We start from the raw sequence: 21,471 nt of genomic DNA, 5'->3' as shown, positions 1-21,471 counted from the left end.
CCTGAATCATATATTTATATCGCCCTCATATTCTCTATATAAAATATTTTCCGAGATATAATTTAAAATATGATAAAATTTAATAGAAAGCAGCCACTGTAAAAAAGTTTCAAGTATTTACGGTGGCTGCTTTTTTCTATGAAAATAGTCTCGGCACTATCTTGGGAGGCAAAATGTCATTTTTCGCCATAAAATCCCCATTTTCCAATATATTTCTATTTTGACATTGACTATCCTATATGCTACACTAAAAGAGTTAAAATATATACAAAAGTAAACATTATTGAGGTGAGAATATTGGATAAATATGAATATCGGGTTAAAACAGAGCAAATGCTCGAATACATGGAAAAAAGGCAGTATAAAAAAGCCATGGAGATTGCTGACACGATCGACTGGCGAAGAGTAAAAAATGCTTCAATGCTTAATAATGTCAGCGAGATATACGAATACAACGGGGAGTACCAGAAGAGCAGAGACATTTTATTTGTCGCTTATGACCGCTCTCCTGGCAGTAGAAAGATCGTATATCGTCTGGGAATCTTGGCATTAAAGATCAATGATATTGAAGAAGCTTCCGATTGTTATGAGGAATTTGTAAAGCTGGCTCCGAAGGATCCGAACCAGTATATATTAAAATATAAAATTTTGAAAGCACGGCGTGCGCCTGTGTCAGAGCAGATTGCTGCACTGGAGGACTTCAAAAAGGCAGAGTATGTGGAAAAGTGGGCTTATGAGCTGGCGAAGCTTTATGATGAGGCAGGTATGACAGCAGAATGTCTGGAAGAATGCGACGACCTGATTCTGTGGTTCAGCGAAGGAAAATACGTTTACCAGGCGATGGAACTGAAGATGAAATATAAGCCGCTGACACCGTTGCAGCAGGAGAAATACAATAGTATGGGCGGCCAGAAAACCGGCAGAAGAGAAATGGTAAGAGCGTCGGCAGAAGAGGATGTGAAGCCTCAGGAAGCGGAAGATGAAATGCAGGATGAACTGGAAGAAGCAGAGGATTCCCTGGAACAGGAGGATATTCCGGAGGTAAAAGAGTCAGGCACTCTTTCAGAGGAGGAAGCTGCTACCAGGGAGATTCGTCTTGATGAACTTAGAGCGGCGCAGGAAAAAGCTAAAGAGGAAATGGCAGCCAAGCCTAAGGAAAAATCATCTATCCGCCAGACTGTAAAGGGAGCAACGCTCTCCGAGGCGCTGGCGAATGGCGTGCGTGTTGCAAAAGGGCTGGATATAGAGGAAAAGGCCAGCACAAAGCAGGATGAGGCGATGCGTATCACGGGTCAGATGAAGATAGAGGAAATTCTGGCAGAGTGGGAAGCAAAGCAAAAAGGCAATGCGGAGGCTATTGAAGAGCAGAGAAAGAAAGATGAAGAAAAACTGGCGCAGAGACGGCTGGAGGCACAGCGCCGCCGTGAAGAGGAAGCCAGAAGAATAGAAGAACAGCAGCGTGCAGCGGAAGAAGCCAGAAAAATTGCAGAGCAGAAAGCGGCGGAGGAGGCAAGGAGACTTGCGGAGCAAAAAGCCGAAGAGGAGCGCATTCTTGCAAAACAAAAGGCGGATGAAGAGAAGAGACTTGCGAAGCTGAAAGAAGAGGAAGAAGAAGCCCTTCTGGATCGGATCGCATCCGGAAAAGCAACGGAAGAATTTAAAGAAGCAGTAAGAAATGCAGTTGAACCGGAAGAAGAACCAGAAGAAGTAATCGAAGAAATGATCGAGGAGGAACCGGACGAGCCTGTGGAAGAAGTGGTTGAAGAAATCACTGAAGAGGAGATCGCAGAGGAAGAAGACGAACCGGAAGAGCCTGCAGAAGAAGTAATGGAAGAATCCGCTGCAGAGGAAATATTTGAGGAAGCGGACGAGCCGGAAGAAATGCTGAATGCAGAAGTGCAGGACGAAGAAGAAATTCCTGAAGAGAGTCAGGATATGAGCATGACAGCGGATCTTAGACAGCTGATGGCTGAATTGGAAGCAGAAGATCAGCCGGAGGATAAGGGCATGAATCTGGGAGGTCTTTCCATAGAAGAGCCTGCTGACGAAGAAGTTTCTGATTATATCGGCGAAGAAGAGTCATATGATGAGGCGGACTATGATGAAGTAGATTACGACGAGTCAGGCTTTGAAGAGGATGATGGATTCGAAGGCGATGATGACTTCGAAGATGAGGATGATTTCGAAGACGAATATGAAGATGAGTATGTCGAAGACGATTACGAGGATGAATACGAGGACGATTATGCCGACGAATACGAAGATGAATATGAGGATAATGACCTTGAAGATGATATGGATGACGACAGCTTCGATGAAGATGACTACAGCGACTATGATGATATAGAAGATGACGATTATGATGATGACTTCTATGATGACGAGGAAGAGGAGACGAAACCGAAGAAGAAACAGCAGGAAGAGCTGGTGATCGAAGAGCCTACGGAAGAGGAGATCCAGAAGCGTATTAAGAAAGGCAAAGGCGGCGTTCCATTTGATACAGGATTTGTAGTGACAGGGCGTTATGATTTGAGCGCTACAAGTGAGATCGGTCTGAAGGCGGGACTTACAGAGGAGCAGAAACAGCTGTTTTCTTACTTTGTTCCGGTGCGTGGTATGAGTGAACAGATAGTAGAAGTTCTGGATAATGACCGCCGGGAGAGAAGAAACGGAACGTCGAAAGTTGGAAATATCCTTGTTATCGGACACAAAGGATCCGGTAAAACTGTTCTTGCGGTTGATATTGTCAAAGCAATTCAGAAACAGCGTAACCTTAAACAGGGAAAAGTTGCCATTGTAACAGGAGAAGCCTTAAATAAAAAGGATATCCCTAATATCATTCAGAAGCTGAAAGGCGGAGCAATTATCATTGAGAAGGCCGGAAAGCTGAATGCCAGAACGGTCCGTGATCTGAACATTCTGATGGAAAAGAAGACAGGAGAGCTTCTGTTTGTGCTGGAGGATCAGAGAAAAGCGTTAGAACGGCTCTTCACTGCCAATCCGGAGTTTAAGAAGAAATTTACTTCTAAACTGGAGCTTCCGGTATTTGTTAATGATGAGCTTGTAACTTTTGGACAGACCTATGCTAAGGAAAACGGGTATAAGCTGGATGAGATGGGTATATTGGCACTGTACAGCAGAATTGATGTGATGCAGAGAGAAGATCATGCCGTGACGGTAGCTGAAGTAAAAGAGATTATGGATGCAGCGATTGAACATTCCCAGAAAGCGAATGTAAAGCATCTGGCAAGACGTATGTTCCGCAAGGGAACAGACGAATCAGACCGCATTATTTTGAAGGAAGACGACTTCAAAATCTAGAGAATAACGGAAACAAAAGAGAAAGAGTTTTGGCGATGTATTTTGTCAAAACTCTTTCTTTTTGACAGGTAATAAAGTATAATGAAGCTATCACAAATTTAAGACGAGAGGGTGGGCTTATGGGAAAAACAAAGACCGTAAAACCATATGAAATCGGAGAACTGGATCATTATCTCTTTGGACAGGGGAACCATTATGAGATATATAAGAAATTGGGGGCGCATCGGGTAAAGAACGGAAAAAAAGAAGGGATATATTTTGCAGTCTGGGCTCCCCATGCGGAAGAAGTCTCAGTGGTCGGAGATTTTAATAACTGGGATGAATCAGCCAATGTCATGGAAAGAGGAGAACCACTGGGGATTTATACCTGTTTTATACCGGATGTGCCGGAGTATGCTTTATACAAATATTGTATCAAGACATATAAAGGGGAATATATTTACAAGGCAGATCCTTTTGCAAATTATGCAGAGCTTCGTCCGGGAACTGCCTCCAGAATTATTGATATCAGCGATATTTCCTGGTCGGATCAGGCGTGGATGGAGCAGAGAAAGGCATGGAAGCATACAGAACAGCCTATGTCGATTTATGAGGTCCACATCGGCTCATGGAAAAAGCATCCTGACGATGAGGACGGTTTTTATAATTACCGGGAATTTGCGCGTGAGATTACGAAGTATGTTAAGGATATGGGATATACCCATATTGAGATTATGGGCATTGCCGAGCATCCCTTTGACGGTTCCTGGGGATATCAGGTGACAGGATATTTTGCTCCTACCTCCCGGTACGGAACACCTCAGGATTTTGCCTGGATGGTGAATTATCTTCATAAAAATAAGATTGGGGTTATTCTTGACTGGGTTCCGGCTCATTTTCCAAGAGATGCCCATGGTCTTGCGGACTTTGACGGTACGCCGACTTATGAATATGCGGATCCCAGGAAAGGGGAACATCCCGACTGGGGGACAAAGATTTTTGATTATGGAAAAAATGAGGTGCAGAATTTCCTGATCGCAAACGCATTGTTCTGGATAGAAGATTTTCATGTTGACGGTCTGCGGGTTGACGCAGTTGCTTCTATGCTTTATCTGGATTACGGAAAACGCGACGGGGAATGGGTACCGAATAAATACGGCGGAAATAAAAATCTGGAAGCTATCGGATTTTTCAAACATCTCAATTCTGTTGTGCTGGGAAGGAACCCGGGAGCGCTGATGATCGCTGAAGAATCCACGGCCTGGCCCAAGGTGACGGGAAGTGTGGAGGATGACGGTCTGGGCTTCAGCCTGAAATGGAACATGGGATGGATGCATGATTTTACAGAATACATGAAGCTGGATCCTTATTTCCGTAAAGGGGCTCATAACTTGATGACATTTGCCATGAGTTATGCATACAGCGAAAAGTATATTCTTGTATTGTCTCATGACGAGGTTGTGCATTTGAAGTGTTCTATGATCAATAAGATGCCGGGACTTGGATTTGATAAATATGCAAATCTGAAGGTCGGATATGCTTTTATGATGGGACATGCCGGTAAGAAACTGTTGTTTATGGGACAGGAATTTGCACAGCTTCGGGAATGGAGTGAGAAGAGGGAACTGGACTGGTTTCTTCTGGAGGAGCCGGAGCACCAGTATATACAGAACTGGATGAGAGATCTTCTGCATTTATATAAACGAAACAAGGCCATGTATGAACAGGATGATACGTGGGAAGGATTTGAGTGGGTAAATGCAGATGATGGAGACAGAAGCATTTACAGCTTTATCCGTCATTCCAAAGGAAATAAGAAAAATCTGCTTTTTGTATGTAATTTTACACCTATGGCAAGAGATGATTATCGTGTAGGCGTTCCGAGAAGAAAGCAGTATAAGCTGATCTTGAACAGTGATGATAAAAAGTATGGCGGAACAGGCGAGGAAAGACCACAGATCTATAAGGCGAAAAAGGGTGAATGCGACGGAAGGCCGTATTCGTTTGCCTATAAGCTTCCGCCATATGGAGTGGCTGTGTTTGAGTTTTAAAGAATATCAATAAATCTTGTTCGGGCGGAGAAATACAGACCGTAAAAGGGAGGTTTATTTCTCCGCCTGAATTTTGCTGTTTGATAAAAGGGAAAGGAAAAGAAGAGAAATGCGCCTTAGAAATATACCAAGAGCAGATCGGATTTTGAGTGAGCACCAAAAGGTAATTAAAAATGAAGCGGAGAAAAAAGGAAAATGGAGCATGGTCTTTGAAAATGAGCATCCGGTCTATGTAGAGATAGGGATGGGGAAAGGACAGTTTTTAACAACATTAGCGGAAAAGAATCCGGATAAAAATTATATCGGGATTGAGCGCTATTCCAGTGTTCTGCTAAGAGCAGTAGAGCGTCTTGATGCTATAGAGGAGAAACAGGGCGTGAAGCTGGAAAATATCCGCTTTATCTGTATGGATGCAGCAGATGTGCCGGATGTGTTCGAAGAAGAAGAGGTGGCGGGAATTTATTTGAATTTTTCAGATCCATGGCCTAAAAAACGTCATGCAAGAAGAAGGCTGACTTCAAGGGAATTTCTGAAAAGGTATGAAAAAATACTCGATGAAGATGGGGTGGTGGAATTTAAGACGGATAATCAGGAGCTGTTTCAATTTTCCCTGGAGCAGGCTAAAGAGACTGGATGGAACTTAAAAGCCATAAGCTGGGATCTTCACCACGATAAAGAAATGTGCCGGGGCAATGTGATGACGGAATATGAAGAAAAGTTTTCTTCACAGGGCAATCCTATCTGTAAGATGACTGCAGCGCCGTCAGTCAAGGATAAAGGGATCTCTGCATAATATATAGAGAAAACAAAAAAGGGAGCCTTAGGCATATGGGACGAAGAAAATCTGGACGAAGAATGTCAAAGCTGTACTGCAGGCTGTATTGGATAAGAAAGAAAAGTCCCATGATCGACTGCCTGCATAAATCTTTGGATGAAGTATACCGGATATTAAATTCCAAATGCTGACCGGCTGGAAAGGAAAGAGATGCTGCATTTGACAGAGGGAAATTTCCAGGCTGAAGTAAATCAGGCAAAGTTTCCGGTGGTGGTTATGTTTTATGCTTCCTGGTGTCCAAAATGTGCAATGACGAAGCCAGTGGCAGAGGATATAGAGAAACGGTACCGGAAAAAAGTGAAATTTTGTGAAGTGGAAATTGAGGAATGTCCGAATTTGGCGGTGAAATATGGAGCGGATATTGTTCCGACTCTTGTAATGTTCAAAAACGGGACTGTAAAAGCAAGAATGCAGGGAACAGTAGGAGAAAATATATTGGAAAAGAGAGTCAGGGAGCTGCTTTAGGGCGGCTCCTTCGTTTTTTTTCATCTAATTTTAAGAAAACTTTCATGTACTTTTTGGAATAAGTGTGTTATATTGGTGACGGTAAAACATACCCTTTTGGATAAGGGTGGAGCCGTTTATCAAAAATAATTAAAAAGGGAGACAAGGTATTAACCGAAAGCTATGAAAATGAAAAAAATTTTGCCAATTCTTATGGCAGCAGTTATGACAACGTCAATGGTACCAATGACGGCTGGAGCAGTTGATACAGCTGACAGCAGCCAGGGAACAGAGGATACTGCATCGCAAAATACAGAAACGGGAAGCGATGCCGCAGCAGATGGAGCTTCCGGAACCGCAGGGGAGGCAGAAGGCTCAGGAGCAACAACGGACGGAACAACTTCATCAGATGGAACTGTGGGAACAGAGGATGGAACCACATCGGATACTGCAGGAGAAACAGAAGGAACAGATGGGGCTGCAGGAGCAGAAGAAACAACAGGCGAGGATTCTACTGCAGAAGAGACTACAGATGAAACGACAGAAGAAACAGAAGACGGCCAGACGGATAGTGAGAAAGTTGTTACTCTGGGAGAGAATCTTACAGAAGAACAAAGAGCATCCATGTATGAATATTTTGGGACTTCAGCGGATGAAGTAAAAACTATCGTTGTTACTCATGCAGACGAAGTACAGTATATGCAGGGCATTGCTACTGACGAACAGATCGGACCTACAACTAACAGCTGTGCTTATGTAGAGCCTACAGATTCCGGAGGAATCAAAGTAAAAACGGCAAATCTTAATTATGTGACCAGTGCTATGATCGCAAGTACGCTGACAACAGCAGGTATGGAAAACTGTAATGTTATTGCAGCTTGTCCTTTTGAAGTTTCCGGAACCGGAGCGCTGACGGGAATTATCATGGCATATGAACAGGCAAGCGGCGAGAATCTGGACGAAGGCCAAAAAGAAGCTGCTATGGAAGAGCTTGTCACAACCGGAGAGATTGCGGACAGTGTTGGACAGGAGAAAGCAACGGAAGTGATAAAAGACGTGAAGACAGAAGTGCTGGATCAGGGCCTGACAGATGAACAGGAGATTGGTGAGGCGGTTGACAACATTGCACAGGAAAACGAAGTTACTTTGACAGATGATCAGAGACAGCAGATTGTCAGCCTTATGGAAAAAATTTCCCAGTATGATTATGATGTGAATGCGCTGAAAGATACGCTCGATAACCTTACAGCAGATGATGGAGCGCTGGCAAACATATGGAATTCAGTAAAGAGTTTCTTTGTCGGATCTGATGATGGTATTTTAAGCGAAACAAACGATGAGGCACTTGGCTCCGATGTCATTACTGACAGTACGGTGAATGAAAGCGGATTTAAAGACGGGCTTCTGACAAGGATCAAGAATTTCTTTACAGGGGAATAATAGTTAATTGACATACAAATTGACACGTAACACTTTTGAAAAATGTTACGTGTCAATTTGTGTTAAACGGTGTGCTTTTTTGCGGAAAGCCCTGTGTAAAACTGCGTTTGCTGCTATTGCGGAGGCAGAAACAGGCCGATTTCCGGAGGACAGCACGAAAAAAAGAAGAATAAAAGTGCAGAAAGGAACCAACAGAAAAAAATTTTCATCGGATCGGCGCGCCGGAAACGGGGAAATAAGTTGCTGGAGGCAATATAACAAAGGCAGATTCCTGTAAAATAAATCAGGATATCCAGAAGCAAAATACTCCGACCGGCAATAAAAGTATAGAGATAAAATAGTACTGTAATGGCAGCCATGGCAAAGATCACGCCGACAAAGCGGGAAGCAAACAGCATGGAAGGATTCGGCCGTCGAAGGGAATATTCCGCTATGGTCAGAAACAATACGGGGAAAAAGACCAGCTTCAGATGTTCCCAGACAGATTCATTTACTGGAACGATCAGGGCCAGAAAAGGATTATAATCGGAAAATTCGTAGAGAAAATGACAGATGCTGCCAAGTATAAAAGTCCATAAAATATATGTAAAATCGCGGCGATGATATAAACGGTACAAATTTTTGCTCCTTTCCGGTTTTGTATAGGCCTGTCCCACCGGCAAGAGGATGGCAGAACTGGAATAGTCCGGTCTTGCGGACTAAAAAAAGTATATGTAACTTTCAGGAAAAAAGAACCGGATATCCGTAAATTTCGGACGACGGATTTTGCAGAGCTTGAGGAACTTTTCGTCTGCTAATGACTAAGAGCTATGGAAAATGAAAAAAATAGAAAAAACTACTTGCATTGTGTCTGAAACTATTATATAATATTTCTTGCGTTAAGGAAGTCTTAACAAAATAATGAGATATGCGCGATTAGCTCAGCTGGCAGAGCACCTGACTCTTAATCAGGGTGTCCAGGGTTCGAACCCCTGATCGCGCATTTAAAAATCACTGTTTTTGCGGACATTGTGAGCTGCGGGGACGGTGGTTTTTTTGTACAGGAAAGAGCGGAGGAAAAAGAGATTATGGGAAATTTTTTGGTAAATAGTGAAGGCTATCTGACGGGAGCAGGATATGTGGCGGCGGTGATTGCGGGAATCCTGCTTCTGGCTGTGGGTGTATATTTTGCCAGAAGGGGAAAACAGGGGAGAAGGATCAGTACAAAACAGCTTGCCTTCTGCGGAATGGCAATGGCGCTCGCTTTTCTTACTTCATATATTAAAATTTTTCAGTTGCCATGGGGCGGAAGTGTTACTCTATGCAGTATGCTTTTCATTGTACTGATCGGAAACTGGTATGGGGTAAGGACGGGCATTTTCGTGGGATGTGCTTATGGAATCCTGCAGTTTCTTCAGGAACCATATGTGTTGTCGTTGTTCCAGGTATGCTGTGATTACTGGTTTGCCTTTGCCGCCATGGGAATAGCAGGATTTTTTATGCGTTCGAAAAATGGTCTTTTGAAGGGATATGTTGCAGCAGTTCTGGCACGTGGCGCTTTTCATTCTCTGGGCGGTTATCTGTACTGGATGGACTATATGCCGGAAAATTTTCCACAGGCTTTGAAGAGCCTGTATCCGATCTTATATAATTATAGTTACATTTTAGCGGAAGCAATACTCACAATTATCATTATTTCTATACCGGCAGTAGCAAAGAGCCTGAACCGGATAAAACAGTTAGCGCAATGAAAAGAAAAAAGCAAGAAAAAGAGAAAAAACGGGGGAGATGGAAACGACGGCTTCTTTTTATCTGTGTGCTTGTCTTTCTGATCCCTACAGGATACTATGGTATTGATTTTGTTTATCGGGGGCAGACCGAGCCGCAGGTATCTGCTGTTCAGACAAGCACAGACGGCGCTGTCTATTCCCTGGGAGAATTTAAGGAACGTCTGAAACCTTACAGAGGACTGTATGAAGAAGCTGTCGAAAAACATAAAGATGAAACGGACAGCGGCACCTATGTGATTCCGGGACTGAAGGCAACTATGACAGTGCGGGGAAACAGAGACAGGAAAGCGTCTGTATGCGGCGGCATGACGCCTCAGGGGATTACGGTGTCAGATAAATACCTGTTCATCAGTGCATATTGCCATACCAAAACCCATAATTCAGTAATTTATGTGATAGACAAGGAAACTCACGAGTTCCTGAAAGAGCTTGTCCTTCCCAATAAAGCCCATGTAGGCAGTCTGGCCTATGATGATGAATATCACAATCTTTGGGTGTGTGGGAGCAGGAACGGAGTGGCACAGGTGAACGCGATCTCGGCAGAAGAAATAGAAGCCTATCATTTTACGGAAGAATACAGGCCGATCCGGTTCCTTCATGTAAACAATATTTTGGATATTCCCCGGAGTTCCTTCATGACATATGATCATTCCTATCTGTATGTGGGTTATTATTCGACAAAAGGAAACGGAATGATTAAAAAGTATGAGCTCCAGGATGATGGAAATATTCAAAGTGTCCGGGTGGAATATGACGGACAGCACAGCCGTCAGGGAGTTGCAGATGAGGATGATTTGGAAATTTCCCGATATGCACAGGGAATGACCTTCCTTGGAGATATGCTTTTTCTTTCCTATTCTATGGGAATTACACCTTCCCGTTTGGCCGCTTACCAGGTATCAGACGGAATACGGGACTATACAGACGAGATGGCTTTGCAGGATATCCGGCTCCCCCGTATGCTGGAACAGATATGCATGGATGGAGGAACAATGTATCTGCTGTTCGAATCGGGAGCATATGCTTACAGAGGCCTTCCGGGAATGGCAGTTGACAGGGTACTGAAGATAGACATTCTGGAATGACATTGGGAAAAAGGTATCCGGCACAGGAGAGAAAGCAGCAGAACCGGTATGAGGAAACAAGGGTTCATTATATAGAAGAATAAGACGCCAATAGAAACGGCCGTATACAGAAAATCCCTGCAGGGGTTTGCTGTATACGGCTTATTTTTTTGCCTTTGATAAGTACATCAGGCGGAAGGTGTCTCGTCTGTATATACGATAATAATATGTCGGAGCGTTTCATGTAAATAGGGGAGGTACTCCTCAATGGACACAGGTTGATTGTGGAGGATGCAGTTATAACTTGTAGCTCCGATCAGCTCGATTATGGTAAAAAGCATCAGCTCAGGAGATTTACATTTTATATGATACTTTTCCATGGACTGCAGATAATGATCATAGAAGTCCTGAGATGCCATAAATTCTGTGCTGGAAAAAGTGTGTTTGAAAATACCCCATGATAAATTTTTGGCAACAAATTCCATCAGGGAATGCTGGCGGCAGAAACAATCAATGATATAGTCTGTAATAAACAGAAGTTCTTCTTCGAAGCTATTTATACTGTTTTTTTCAAGTTCCTGGCAGGCATTGTCGAATAACTGCCCGGCTTTGTAGGCAATGACCCGGTTTCTGAGGTCATATTTATCCTCAAAATACAGGTAGAAAGTACCTTTCGCGAGTCCGGCATGGTTGACAATATCCGATATGGTTGTTTTGGAAAAGCCTTTTTCTGTAAATAGTTGGAAAGCCGAGGAGAGCAGAGCATCTTTCTTTCTCTTTTTATTATCATCAATTTTACCCATTTGTGTACCTCAATCCTTTGTTGTCTCAAACAGCCCTGCGGAATCAGTGCCGCGCTGATCTGTCTGAAGCGTTACTTATATTATGTAAGAAAAACGCAGGAAAGTCAATAAATGACCAAAATTCATTTTTTTGACTCGAAAATATTGACTATTAGTCATTTTTTAATTATACTTAGGGCTGTGACAGCTGTACAAAATAAGCTGCTTTAGAAAAATATGCAGTGAAACGAAAAGTTAAATAGGAAAAGGGGTTGATACTGGTGGTGAAAGTCGGCAAATGGATTGCCAGACACAGAAAACTTATTCTACTTTTGGGAGTGCTTCTGGCAATTCCTGCTGTGGTCGGGATGGGAATGACCCGGGTGAATTATGATCTGCTTAGCTATCTTCCGGAACACCTGGAAACTGTCAAAGGGCAGGATATTCTCGTAGATGAATACGGGATGGGTGCATTTTCTATGGTGGTTGTAGAAGATATGGAATTGAAAGATGTACAGAAGATGGAAGAAAAATTCAGCAAAGTTCCTCATGTAAAAGATGTGCTGTGGTATGATGATGCCGCAGATCTTAGCTTTCCGGTGGAAATGGTTCCTGAAGAGATGAGGGAAACATTTTTTCGGGGAGATGCAACGATGATGCTGGCGCTTTTTGACAATACTACCTCTTCGGACGAGGCTATGGATGCGATCACACAGATGAGGGAAATTGCAGATAAACGGTGCTTTATCAGCGGTATGACGGGAGTGGTCACAGATATTAAAAACCTGTGCCTTCAGGAGCTTCCGGTCTATGTGGTAATTGCAGTACTTTTGTGCCTTTTAGTGCTGGAGCTGACATCAGCGTCCTTCCTGGTGCCGGTGCTGTTTCTGGTAAGTATTGGTTTTGCAGTTCTTTATAATATGGGAACTAATATTTTTTTGGGAGAAATCTCCTATGTCACACAATCCTTGACAGCAATACTGCAGCTTGGGGTCACGATGGATTATTCTATTTTCCTGTTAAACAGTTATGAGGAAAATAAAAGAAGATTCCCGGGAGAAAAAGAGCGTGCCATGGGGCATGCCATTGCCAATACCTTTAAATCTGTAATGGCAAGTTCTGTAACAACGATTGCCGGATTTGCCGCGCTTTGTTTTATGACGTTTGCCCTGGGGAGGGATCTGGGGATTGTCATGGGGAAAGGCGTCATTATGGGAGTGATCTGTTGTGTTACAGTGCTTCCGGCGCTGATCCTTACATTCGACAGAGGAATTGAAAAGACTTCCCATAAACTTTTGATTCCCAGTATGGATCATCTTTCCGGATTTATTACAAAGCATTACAAAGCGTGGATCGTGTTGTTTCTACTGTTGCTTGCTCCGGCGATTTACGGAAACAGCAATACTCATATCTATTATAATATTGCACAGTCACTGCCGGCATCCCTTCCCAGCAATGTTGCCAATGAAAAATTATCAGAAGATTTTGACATGGCAAATATGCATCTGATTCTTATGGATAAAGATATGGATGAGGTGAAGAAGCAGAAAATGCTGGAAGAAGTTGGAGAGGTAGAAGGGGTGAAATGGACCCTTTGTCAAAATTCACTGATCGGGCCTTCTGTGCCGGACTCTATGATTCCACAGGAAATCAGAGAAATGTTGAAAAGTGAACACTGCGAGCTGGCGTTTGTATGTTCGGAATACGGTTCCGCGACAGATAAAGTCAATGCTCAGATTGCCCGGATTGATACTATTGTAAAGTCATATGACGAAAATATTATGGTGATTGGTGAGGCGCCGCTGATGAAAGATCTTCAGGATGTGACAGATGTGGATCTCAAAATGGTAAATACTGTGTCTGTCGCGGCAATTTTTCTGATCATTATGCTGACGTTCAAATCTATTTCAATCCCGGTTATTCTTGTAGCTGTAATTGAATTTGCAATTGCTGTCAATATGGCAATTCCATATTATCAGGGCATCAGCCTGCCTTTTGTAGCAAGCATTGTGATCGGAACAATACAGCTTGGCGCGACAGTGGATTATGCGATTCTCATGACGAGCCGATACCAGAAGGAACGACAGAGGGGACGGACTAAGAAAGAAGCCATTGATATAGCGCACAGAGTCAGTATGGTATCCATAGTCAGCAGCGGGTTCAGTTTTTTTGCGGCTACATTCGGAGTTGCGATTTATTCTAATGTAGATATGATCGGCTCAATCTGTACGCTTCTGGCGAGGGGAGCTCTAATCAGTATGTGTGTAGTGATTTTGCTGCTTCCGGCAATGTTTATGATATTTGATAAAGTAATCTGTAAGACATCAGTCGGGTTTGCCATAGAGGATAAGAAATATTGTATAGAAAGGATGTAGGTTCATATGAACAGAAACAGAAAAAAAGTGGCAGTTTCCATCGCGGCAGGAATGTCGGCGGTGATGTGTGTGATGCCGGTCAACGCAGCGGCAGAAAGTGAGATCAGTAAGGATGAAACAGTATATGTCAATGCAGACGCCAGTGGAAAACAGACAAAAGTGACCGTATCAGACTGGCTTAAGGGAATCGAGAACTCAGGAAGCCTTTCGGATGTCAGTTCTTTGGATGAGGTGAAAAATGTAAAGGGAGAAGAAACATTTACAAAAAACGGAAGTGAGATAGTATGGAATGCGGAAGGAGAAGATATTTACTATCAGGGAACAGCAAAACAGGATCTTCCGGTTTCTGTAGAATTGACATATTATCTGGACGGGAAAGAGATGAAGCCGGAAGAATTAAAAGGAAAAAACGGACACCTGGAAATACGGATCGATTACAGGAATTATGAAAAACGAAAAGTTTCTGTAAATGGAAAAGAAGAGGAGGTATATAGTCCCTTCGTTATGATGACAGGGCTTGTTCTTCCGAATGAAACATTTTCTAATGTGGTAATCGATAATGGAAAGGTGATCAATGATGGAAACCGGAATATTGTAATTGGATTTGCTATGCCGGGACTTAAGGAGAGCCTGGATCTTGAGATGAAAGAAGCCGAGGATTTGGCACTTACGATCCCGGAGACTTTGAATATTTCCGCAGATGTGGAAGACTTTTCTATGTCGCCTGCTTTTACAATAGGATTGACAGACCTTTTGGAGGATATTCACACCGAGGACATTACAGATTTTGATTCCCTGCAGGCTTCGATAGATGAACTGGAAAATGCAGCCCTGGAACTTACAGACGGTTCCCGGCAGCTCTCCGCCGGGGCAGATACTCTCGGAAGCAGTTATGAAGAGTTTGACGAGGGGATTCAGGCACTTAAAAGTGGAATTGAGATTTTAGATGAAGGGGCCGGAGCGCTTGCACTTGGTGTAGATCAATATACAGAAGGCGTGGATGTGCTGAATGGCAGTATTCAAAAGTACCTGGGAGTAAATGGCGAGTTGTCCGGGACAGTGACGGAATATGTCAACGGGGTCAATACAATTGCACTGGGGGCCCGGGAGTATACAGAAGGCGCGGACGCGTTGGCTGAAGGAGTGACCGCCTATATAAAGGGAGAACAGCAGCTTTCGGAAAGGGCGGAAAATCTTTCGAAGCTGGGAGATGGACTTGAACAAGTAAAGACAGCAGCGGCACAGCTTGCTGCCAGTGTGGATGGAGAGGGAAGTTCCGGTGAAGATATCCTGGCAGCATCAGAGGAACTTGCAAAAGAAACCGGCAGACTTCGGGAAGTACTCTCTGAAGATGCAGTAAACAATCTACTGATTCAAGTGGATCATATGATAAAAGTAAGCCGTGAGCTGGCGAATGCTTCAGAAGGACTGGAAACAGAACTGCAGGAAGAGATGATATATCCGGCGGAAAATATTGCGGCTGCGTTGGAAGATGTTTCCGGGCAGCTTGAAACAATGGATTCGCAGCTGTCCTGTTTGGAAGCGGACTGTATAGACCAGGTCAGACAGATCAACAATACAGTAGCATTGAATAATGAAAAAATTGCCAGTGCGAAAAATGCGGCGGAGCAGAGCGTTTCTTCCATCGAGACCACGATAGGTAAGTTGGAACAGGAGGCTAATTGCCTGGAGCAGGAAGGACAGGACGGAACCGCGGAAGAGGTCCGTCAGGTGATCACTGACCTTGATCATGCGAAGAATGCGGCAGAGAACTTAAGTGGAATGGAGAACTTGAACACTGTTCAGGAACCGGACTTTTCACAGATAGATATCTCGGGAATTTCGAAAACAATTGACAGTATCGAATCTGACCTAAATACTTTTGAAACGGCCGCAGGAAAGCTTCCGGGAGAGATGGAGGATCTTAAGGGGGGACTTGATGAGATCAGCAGTGTAAAAGAGCAGCTTCCCGAAGAAGATCTGAAAGATCTGGGGAGCCGGGTGGAAACTTTAGAGGAAGGCATGCGTGGGCTGAACGGAGCAGTAGAAAGTTTGTCAGGAGGAATGGAACAATTAAAGGATTCATCAGAAGAACTGGGAGAGGCCTCGCAAGGAATTGACAGTCTTCTGGATGGATTTGACAAGTTGAACGGTTTTAATGACAGCTTACGAAATGGAGCAGATCAGATAAAAAACAGCAGTCCTTCCATTGCAGCTGGGATAGAGACCATGTCAGGAGGAACGAACAGATTGGCAGCCGGATTGGATACTCTGGGAACACAGATGGCGCAAGGAAGTGCCGGTCTTTCTGGAAGAAGCGGTTCATTAAGAAACGGAGCGTTCTCTCTTGCATCAGGAACAAAAGAGCTGACCAAGGGAGGGAGCTCTCTGCAGTTGGGAAGTGCACAGGTGAAAGGAGGGATCTCCCGGCTCCAGTCCGGTGCCGGAGCTCTTTCAGCGGGTATGGCACAGTTGGAGGAAGAAGGAACGTCCCGGATCCAGAAAGCAGTAAAAGAAGAATTGCAGGGAGTGTTGGACCGCCTGGAGGCTTTGTCTTCTGAAACGTGCCGTTATGATACATTTAGCGGAAAAGATTCTTCTATGGATGGAACAGTAAAATTTGTTATTGAAACGGAAGGAATTGAATAGACGGATCAAAGGGAACAGCTTCCGGCAGTTTTATAAATGTTCCGGTGTTTTTCGGCGAAACTGCGAGGGGGACATTCCGGTTGCGTGTTTGAATGCCTGCCGGAAGCTGTTTGGTTTTTCTATTCCGATTTTTTCAGCAATTTTCTGAACTTGATATTTTGTTGATGAAAGCAGGATTTTTGCCCGTTCTATGCGCAGTTCCATATGGAAGATGTCCAGGATCAGTTTGTAGATCTGGCCAGTGGACAAACAAAAGAAATGAAAGCCCAGATTGATCCGGAGTTATAAAGGCCTGTTATCTGGACCAACATTTGACAACGGGATCTCCAAGTGTTGTGATTGACCGTGAATTTGCAATTCTCAGATTGTCAGACCTTGCTGATGCGGTACACCTTTACGGATGCAAGTTCTGTATTCGGTAGTGATTATTGGAACTCTCTGGTAAGAAAAGGAGCAGACAGCGAAAACCCGTTAACCTTAAAGGCTAACGGGTTTCGTTGTTGTTATAGTTATCTAAAGGAATGAGAGTAAAGTGTGACGCCAGAAGTTGCGAAGTCTGGCGCGTTACTTTGTGAGGGGGAAAGATAGTTGTTTATCAACTATCTGATTCATAGTATAAAGAATAAATGTGTCAAAAGTATGATAGAATTCTAAAAGAAAACGAAAATTTCTTAACTCCGAATTAAGAAAGTATTGATTTTGTATTTTCGGTGAAAAAGGAAGTCTTGTGTGACTCATCCTTGGGATTCATTTTGCGTGGTTGACATTTTACTTATCTTTGCTATAATATACTTAACAAGGGAACCGATAGCTAGCTGAAATCTAGCCACCTCGGTAATTATGTTTCATAAAATAACGCTACACTTTTCCGGGTGAGGGCGTTATTTTTTGTTATGCTTATTGACGGTCATAACAAAGGTGATAACAGCAACCAGCATAATAACAAAAGTAAATAAATCGCTGTATGTTACGTACATAAGCACCAGCCCCTTTCTCTTATGAGTAGGTGGCTACATACCGCCCCATCGGTTCCCTGGGTAAATACATTATGTAGAATTGTATGAGTTTATTTTATCAGATGAGATAGATTATGACAACTGAAAGTGAAAAAATTATGTCACTATAAAAATGGAATATAGACAGTGGAAATCAACTGGTCTGCAAGACTTAAAGTGGGCAGTTGACATTTTACTTATCTTTGCTATAATATACTTAACAAGGGAGCCGATAGCTAGCTAAAACCTAGCCACCCGGCGAATATGTATTGTAAAAATAGCGCTACACTGGCTGGGTGGGGGCGCTATTTTTTGCGGTGGTTATCGGCTGCAAGGCTAATAACTGCACAAAGCATAATGATAAAGGTAAATAGATCAGACCATGTTATCATAAGCACCAACCCCCTTTCTGCCGGGTAGCTGGCATATCGCCCCATCGGTTCCCTGGGTAAATACATTATGTAGAGTTATATGAGTTTATTTTATCAGATGAAATAGATTATGACAACTGAAAACATAAAAATTATGTTGATATAAAAAGAAATGGGATACAGACAGCAAAAACCCACTGACCTTTCGGCCGGTGGGTTTTCGTTGTCGTTATAGTTATCTAAAGGAATGAGAGAGTAAAGTATGGCGTCGGGAGATTGCGGATCCTGACGCGTTACTTTATGAGGGGGAGATAGTTGATGTGTTCTTCAACTATCTGACTCTTATTATAAAGGGAAAATATGTCAAAAGTATGAGGAGAAAATAAAAGAAAACGAAATATTCTTAAGCCGGGTTTAAGATTTCATAAACTGCTGCTTATCTCATGGAATATTTGGAAAGATGACTATAAAGAGGTGACAGGAGGGGTTGAAAAAAATAGTCAATGAATTACAATAAAAATGAGTTGGCTCTCAGAAGGATATCTCTTGGAGAAGCGGCGAATGAATCTCCCTGTTTCTTTTGAGGAAATGGTAAGGGAATTTGATCAATGGAAAGAAATGCTGCGCAAAATAAGCTACAAGGAGAATTATTTATGAGCGTGATAGATATTAAGAATCTTACAAAAGATTATGGGGATCAAAAAGGCATTTTCGATATTTCTTTTTTTGCCAATGCAGGGGAGACAGTTGGGTTTCTGGGGGCAAATGGAGCAGGTAAAACAACGACGATCAGACATCTGATGGGGTTTATTAAGCCTGACAGAGGATGTTCGGAAATTTTTGGTATGGATTGTTTTCGGCGGGCGGCTGATATTCAGAAAAGGATTGGGTATCTTCCGGGAGAAATTGCCTTTATGGATCACATGTCCGGTATGGACTTTATTCGTTTTATGGCGGAAATGAAGCAGATGAAAGATTTGGGATATGCCGGCGAGCTGATCGATTATCTGGAGCTTGATCCTAAAGTAAAATTGAAAAAAATGTCAAAAGGTATGAAACAAAAGATCGCTCTGGTAGTTGCCTTCATGCAGGATGCACCGGTTCTGATCCTCGATGAGCCTACAAGCGGGCTTGATCCGCTTATGCAAAATAAGTTTGTGGAGATGATAAAGGAGGAGCAGCGGAAAGGAAAAACGATTCTGATGTCCTCGCATATTTTTGAGGAAATTGAAAATACATGTGACAGGATTGTTATGATAAAGAATGGAAAAATAGTTGCTGACGAAAATATGGAGAAAATCAGGACAGAAAGAAGCAAACATTATGAGATTACATTTTCGGACGAACGAAGTGCAAAAATGTTCCAGGGAAAATATCCGGGCAGTAAAAGGAGCTGCAATACAGTATGTTTTTTAATGAAAGGAAATACGATGGAGCTGTTGCGTGAATTGAATCGATATGAGGTGGAGGATATCAATGCCAGACACCAGACATTGGAAGAAGTATTTTTGCAGTATTACGGAGGGGAACGGGTATGAGTATGCCGCTTTTGAAAATGGGGATAAAGTCGAACGGCAGGCTGTTGCTTTTGTTTATGGGTATTATCACAATATATGCAGGTGTCATTACGGCGATGTATGATCCGGAACTAGGAGAAGGGATCAATGCTATGGCAGAAAGTATGCCGGAGCTTTTTGCGGCATTTGGAATGCAGAATCCGGGAATTACTTTGCTGGATTTTATTATTAACTATCTGTACGGTTTTATTCTGATCGTCATTCCATTTATATATACGATGATCATGTGTTATAAGCTGGCAGCGCAATATATAGATAAAGGTTCAATGGCTTATTTGCTAAACACACATTACAGCCGGAAGAAAATCTTAGTTACACAGGGGTTTGTTCTGTTGTTGGGTATCCTGCTGCTGGTTGTGTATGCATCTGTTTTGGTGATAGTATTCAGCGCTTTGATGTACGAAGGAGAGCTTGAGGTTTCGGAATTTCTTGTTTTAAATGCAGGACTGCTATTTTTGGAGTTTTTTTTGGCGGCCCTTGGTTTTCTGACTGCATGTATGTTTAATGAACTGAAATATTCTGTCGGCATTGGGGCGGGACTTGGCCTAATCTTTGTTCTTATACAGATGCTCTCCCAGGTAAATGATAAGGTGAATTTTCTAAAATATTTTACGCCTTTAAGCTTGTTTATGCCGGAAGAAATCGTACAATATGAACCAGAGGCGTTAGCTGGAGTCGGGATATTATTTGTGTTGACGTTTTGTCTTTTTACAGTTTCTGTGGCAGGATTTGAAAAGAGGGATCTGCCGCTTTAAATACAAACGGATGGAGGAATCAAAATGAAACATACAGTGATTGTCCGTATGGCATGCCTGGAAGATGCGCCGGAAATATTGGAGATTTACAGGCCGTATGTAGAGAAAACGGCTATTACGTTTGAATATGAAGTGCCTGATCTGGAGGAATTTCGACAAAGGATGACAAATATTCTTCGGGAACACCCTTATCTTGTAGCGGAAGAAGACGGTGAAATAATCGGCTATGCCTACACGGGAAACTTTGTGGGGAGAGAGGCGTACAGCTGGTCGGCAGAGACAACGATCTACATAAAAGAGGGCCAGAGAAAGAACGGTGTAGGAAGAAAGCTGTATCAGGCACTGGAAGATGCTTCCAGACTTAGAAATATTCGAAATCTCAATGCCTGCATCGGATATCCGGAGGAAGAGGACGAATATCTGACAAAGAACAGCGCTTCTTTCCATGAGCATTTGGGATATAAACTTGTGGGAAAATTCCATAACAGCGGTTTTAAATTCGGCAGATGGTACCATATGATATGGATGGAAAAGATGATCGGAGATCATGAAGGAGATCCGGGACCGGTGATCCCTTTCCCGGAGATTTCTGCAGAAGTGCTGAAAGAAATTGGAATAGAAAAACAGAAGCTCCCTTCATAGGATAACCTGTGAAGGGAGCCTGTAGTTATAGTTATTTAAAAGGAATGAGAGTAAAGTTTGCATCGAAGGGCGAACCCTTCGATGCATTTACTTTATGAGGGGGGAGATAGTTGATGTGTTTTCAACTATCTGGTTTTATTATAAGAGGAAAATGTGTCTAAAATGTTTTCAGAATCTAAAAGAAAACAAAATTTTATTAAAAACATCTTAACTGGAAAAAGAAAATCTGGAAAAACCAGGATGGAAAGAAAAAGTAAAAATGACGAAATGAGACAAAAAAGAGAAATGTGGTTGTAGATATGATACAAAGGCAAAATTGCTGAAATATAAAAGAATTGCAAAAAAGATACAAAAAAATAGAAAATAAAAGAAGATTATTGTGCAAAAATAGTCTTGAAAAAAATCTCAAATAGAAAAGGCGG

General features: G+C 42.7%; 16 protein-coding genes and 1 tRNA gene. 14 read left to right on the top strand and 3 right to left on the bottom strand.

Features of this window, described 5'->3' with window-relative positions:
* Window positions 1-345: 345 nt before the first annotated feature.
* The 6 genes from WJ238_RS08510 to WJ238_RS08485 all read left to right on the top strand — a co-directional run bounded on the left by WJ238_RS08510 (window position 346) and on the right by WJ238_RS08485 (window position 8,070).
* Window positions 346-3,321 carry a hypothetical protein gene (locus WJ238_RS08510; protein WP_337606681.1) on the top strand — a complete coding sequence of 992 codons (2,976 nt, stop codon included), beginning with the start codon at window positions 346-348 and terminating at the stop codon, window positions 3,319-3,321.
* Between the two features lie 119 nt (window positions 3,322-3,440).
* The gene (gene glgB / locus WJ238_RS08505; protein WP_316266025.1) at window positions 3,441-5,351 is read left to right on the top strand and encodes a 1,4-alpha-glucan branching protein GlgB; all 1,911 of its coding nucleotides are present in this window, start codon (window positions 3,441-3,443) and stop codon (window positions 5,349-5,351) included.
* A gap of 109 nt (window positions 5,352-5,460) precedes the next feature.
* The gene (gene trmB / locus WJ238_RS08500; protein ID WP_316266026.1) at window positions 5,461-6,144 is read left to right on the top strand and encodes a tRNA (guanosine(46)-N7)-methyltransferase TrmB; all 684 of its coding nucleotides are present in this window, start codon (window positions 5,461-5,463) and stop codon (window positions 6,142-6,144) included.
* A gap of 35 nt (window positions 6,145-6,179) precedes the next feature.
* Window positions 6,180-6,317 carry a hypothetical protein gene (locus WJ238_RS08495; RefSeq protein ID WP_230107360.1) on the top strand — a complete coding sequence of 46 codons (138 nt, stop codon included), beginning with the start codon at window positions 6,180-6,182 and terminating at the stop codon, window positions 6,315-6,317.
* Between the two features lie 19 nt (window positions 6,318-6,336).
* Entirely contained in the window at window positions 6,337-6,651 is a 315-nt protein-coding gene (locus WJ238_RS08490) for a thioredoxin family protein (protein WP_230107359.1), read from the top strand.
* A gap of 168 nt (window positions 6,652-6,819) precedes the next feature.
* Entirely contained in the window at window positions 6,820-8,070 is a 1,251-nt protein-coding gene (locus tag WJ238_RS08485) for a DUF1002 domain-containing protein (protein ID WP_316266027.1), read from the top strand.
* A gap of 113 nt (window positions 8,071-8,183) precedes the next feature.
* On the opposite strand, the gene WJ238_RS11970 is transcribed toward WJ238_RS08485, so the two are convergent.
* Window positions 8,184-8,726: a DUF6512 family protein gene (locus tag WJ238_RS11970; protein ID WP_507818127.1), complete on the bottom strand. Its 543-nt coding sequence runs from the start codon at window positions 8,724-8,726 to the stop codon at window positions 8,184-8,186.
* Window positions 8,727-8,979: 253 nt separating this feature from the next.
* On the opposite strand from WJ238_RS11970, the gene WJ238_RS08475 reads away from it, so the two are divergent.
* The 3 genes from WJ238_RS08475 (at window position 8,980) to WJ238_RS08465 (ending at window position 10,924) form a co-directional block, all read left to right on the top strand.
* A tRNA-Lys gene (locus WJ238_RS08475) sits at window positions 8,980-9,052 on the top strand.
* A gap of 85 nt (window positions 9,053-9,137) precedes the next feature.
* Entirely contained in the window at window positions 9,138-9,800 is a 663-nt protein-coding gene (locus tag WJ238_RS08470) for an energy-coupled thiamine transporter ThiT (protein ID WP_256193430.1), read from the top strand.
* Complete coding sequence (locus WJ238_RS08465) at window positions 9,797-10,924, top strand: YncE family protein (RefSeq protein ID WP_316266028.1); 1,128 nt, start codon at window positions 9,797-9,799, stop codon at window positions 10,922-10,924. Before WJ238_RS08470 ends, WJ238_RS08465 begins: the two co-directional genes overlap by 4 nt.
* 167 nt (window positions 10,925-11,091) lie before the next feature.
* Here WJ238_RS08465 and WJ238_RS08460 read toward each other — a convergent pair whose 3' ends face one another.
* The gene (locus tag WJ238_RS08460) at window positions 11,092-11,706 is read right to left on the bottom strand and encodes a TetR/AcrR family transcriptional regulator (RefSeq protein ID WP_230107354.1); all 615 of its coding nucleotides are present in this window, start codon (window positions 11,704-11,706) and stop codon (window positions 11,092-11,094) included.
* A gap of 260 nt (window positions 11,707-11,966) precedes the next feature.
* Here WJ238_RS08460 and WJ238_RS08455 point away from each other — a divergent pair, with 260 nt between their 5' ends.
* Window positions 11,967-14,060 (top strand): efflux RND transporter permease subunit, encoded by a 2,094-nt coding sequence (locus tag WJ238_RS08455; protein ID WP_316266968.1) that lies wholly within the window; start codon window positions 11,967-11,969, stop codon window positions 14,058-14,060.
* A gap of 6 nt (window positions 14,061-14,066) precedes the next feature.
* On the top strand, window positions 14,067-16,709 hold the full coding sequence (locus tag WJ238_RS08450; RefSeq protein WP_316266029.1) for a coiled-coil domain-containing protein: 2,643 nt from the start codon (window positions 14,067-14,069) through the stop codon (window positions 16,707-16,709).
* Between the two features lie 30 nt (window positions 16,710-16,739).
* Here WJ238_RS08450 and WJ238_RS11965 read toward each other — a convergent pair whose 3' ends face one another.
* The gene (locus tag WJ238_RS11965) at window positions 16,740-16,913 is read right to left on the bottom strand and encodes a helix-turn-helix domain-containing protein (protein ID WP_416387393.1); all 174 of its coding nucleotides are present in this window, start codon (window positions 16,911-16,913) and stop codon (window positions 16,740-16,742) included.
* A 1,815-nt stretch (window positions 16,914-18,728) separates the two neighbouring features.
* Between WJ238_RS11965 and WJ238_RS08445 the strand changes: the two genes are divergently transcribed.
* From WJ238_RS08445 to WJ238_RS08435, 3 genes are read left to right on the top strand one after another with little or no spacing between them, the layout of a single operon-like run.
* Window positions 18,729-19,613: an ABC transporter ATP-binding protein gene (locus WJ238_RS08445; RefSeq protein WP_316266030.1), complete on the top strand. Its 885-nt coding sequence runs from the start codon at window positions 18,729-18,731 to the stop codon at window positions 19,611-19,613.
* Complete coding sequence (locus tag WJ238_RS08440; RefSeq protein WP_316266031.1) at window positions 19,610-20,407, top strand: ABC transporter permease subunit; 798 nt, start codon at window positions 19,610-19,612, stop codon at window positions 20,405-20,407. The genes WJ238_RS08445 and WJ238_RS08440 overlap by 4 nt, the downstream gene beginning before the upstream one ends.
* Before the next feature lie 24 nt (window positions 20,408-20,431).
* Window positions 20,432-21,049, top strand: coding sequence for a GNAT family N-acetyltransferase (locus tag WJ238_RS08435; RefSeq protein WP_230107349.1), 618 nt, complete (start codon window positions 20,432-20,434; stop codon window positions 21,047-21,049).
* Window positions 21,050-21,471: the final 422 nt, after the last annotated feature.

The sequence above is a fragment of the Claveliimonas sp. genome, assembly GCF_037273965.1.
GTDB classification, from domain to species: domain Bacteria; phylum Bacillota; class Clostridia; order Lachnospirales; family Lachnospiraceae; genus Claveliimonas; species Claveliimonas bilis.
The sequence above is the reverse complement of the archived record's forward strand: the minus strand, read 5'-3'. Positions and strand labels throughout refer to the sequence as shown.

What these genes read in the sequence shown, in the direction of transcription:
- WJ238_RS08495 (WP_230107360.1), top strand. Translation starts at nt 6,180, where the DNA reads ATGGGACGAAGAAAATCTGGACGAAGAATGTCAAAGCTGTACTGCAGG.
- WJ238_RS08435 (WP_230107349.1), top strand. Translation starts at nt 20,432, where the DNA reads ATGAAACATACAGTGATTGTCCGTATGGCATGCCTGGAAGATGCGCCG.
- WJ238_RS08460 (WP_230107354.1), bottom strand. Translation starts at nt 11,706, where the DNA reads ATGGGTAAAATTGATGATAATAAAAAGAGAAAGAAAGATGCTCTGCTC.
- WJ238_RS08465 (WP_316266028.1), top strand. Translation starts at nt 9,797, where the DNA reads ATGAAAAGAAAAAAGCAAGAAAAAGAGAAAAAACGGGGGAGATGGAAA.
- WJ238_RS08440 (WP_316266031.1), top strand. Translation starts at nt 19,610, where the DNA reads ATGAGTATGCCGCTTTTGAAAATGGGGATAAAGTCGAACGGCAGGCTG.
- WJ238_RS11965 (WP_416387393.1), bottom strand. Translation starts at nt 16,913, where the DNA reads ATGGAACTGCGCATAGAACGGGCAAAAATCCTGCTTTCATCAACAAAA.
- WJ238_RS08445 (WP_316266030.1), top strand. Translation starts at nt 18,729, where the DNA reads ATGAGCGTGATAGATATTAAGAATCTTACAAAAGATTATGGGGATCAA.
- WJ238_RS08485 (WP_316266027.1), top strand. Translation starts at nt 6,820, where the DNA reads ATGAAAAAAATTTTGCCAATTCTTATGGCAGCAGTTATGACAACGTCA.
- WJ238_RS08510 (WP_337606681.1), top strand. Translation starts at nt 346, where the DNA reads ATGGAAAAAAGGCAGTATAAAAAAGCCATGGAGATTGCTGACACGATC.
- trmB (WP_316266026.1), top strand. Translation starts at nt 5,461, where the DNA reads ATGCGCCTTAGAAATATACCAAGAGCAGATCGGATTTTGAGTGAGCAC.
- WJ238_RS08490 (WP_230107359.1), top strand. Translation starts at nt 6,337, where the DNA reads ATGCTGCATTTGACAGAGGGAAATTTCCAGGCTGAAGTAAATCAGGCA.
- WJ238_RS08450 (WP_316266029.1), top strand. Translation starts at nt 14,067, where the DNA reads ATGAACAGAAACAGAAAAAAAGTGGCAGTTTCCATCGCGGCAGGAATG.
- glgB (WP_316266025.1), top strand. Translation starts at nt 3,441, where the DNA reads ATGGGAAAAACAAAGACCGTAAAACCATATGAAATCGGAGAACTGGAT.
- WJ238_RS08470 (WP_256193430.1), top strand. Translation starts at nt 9,138, where the DNA reads ATGGGAAATTTTTTGGTAAATAGTGAAGGCTATCTGACGGGAGCAGGA.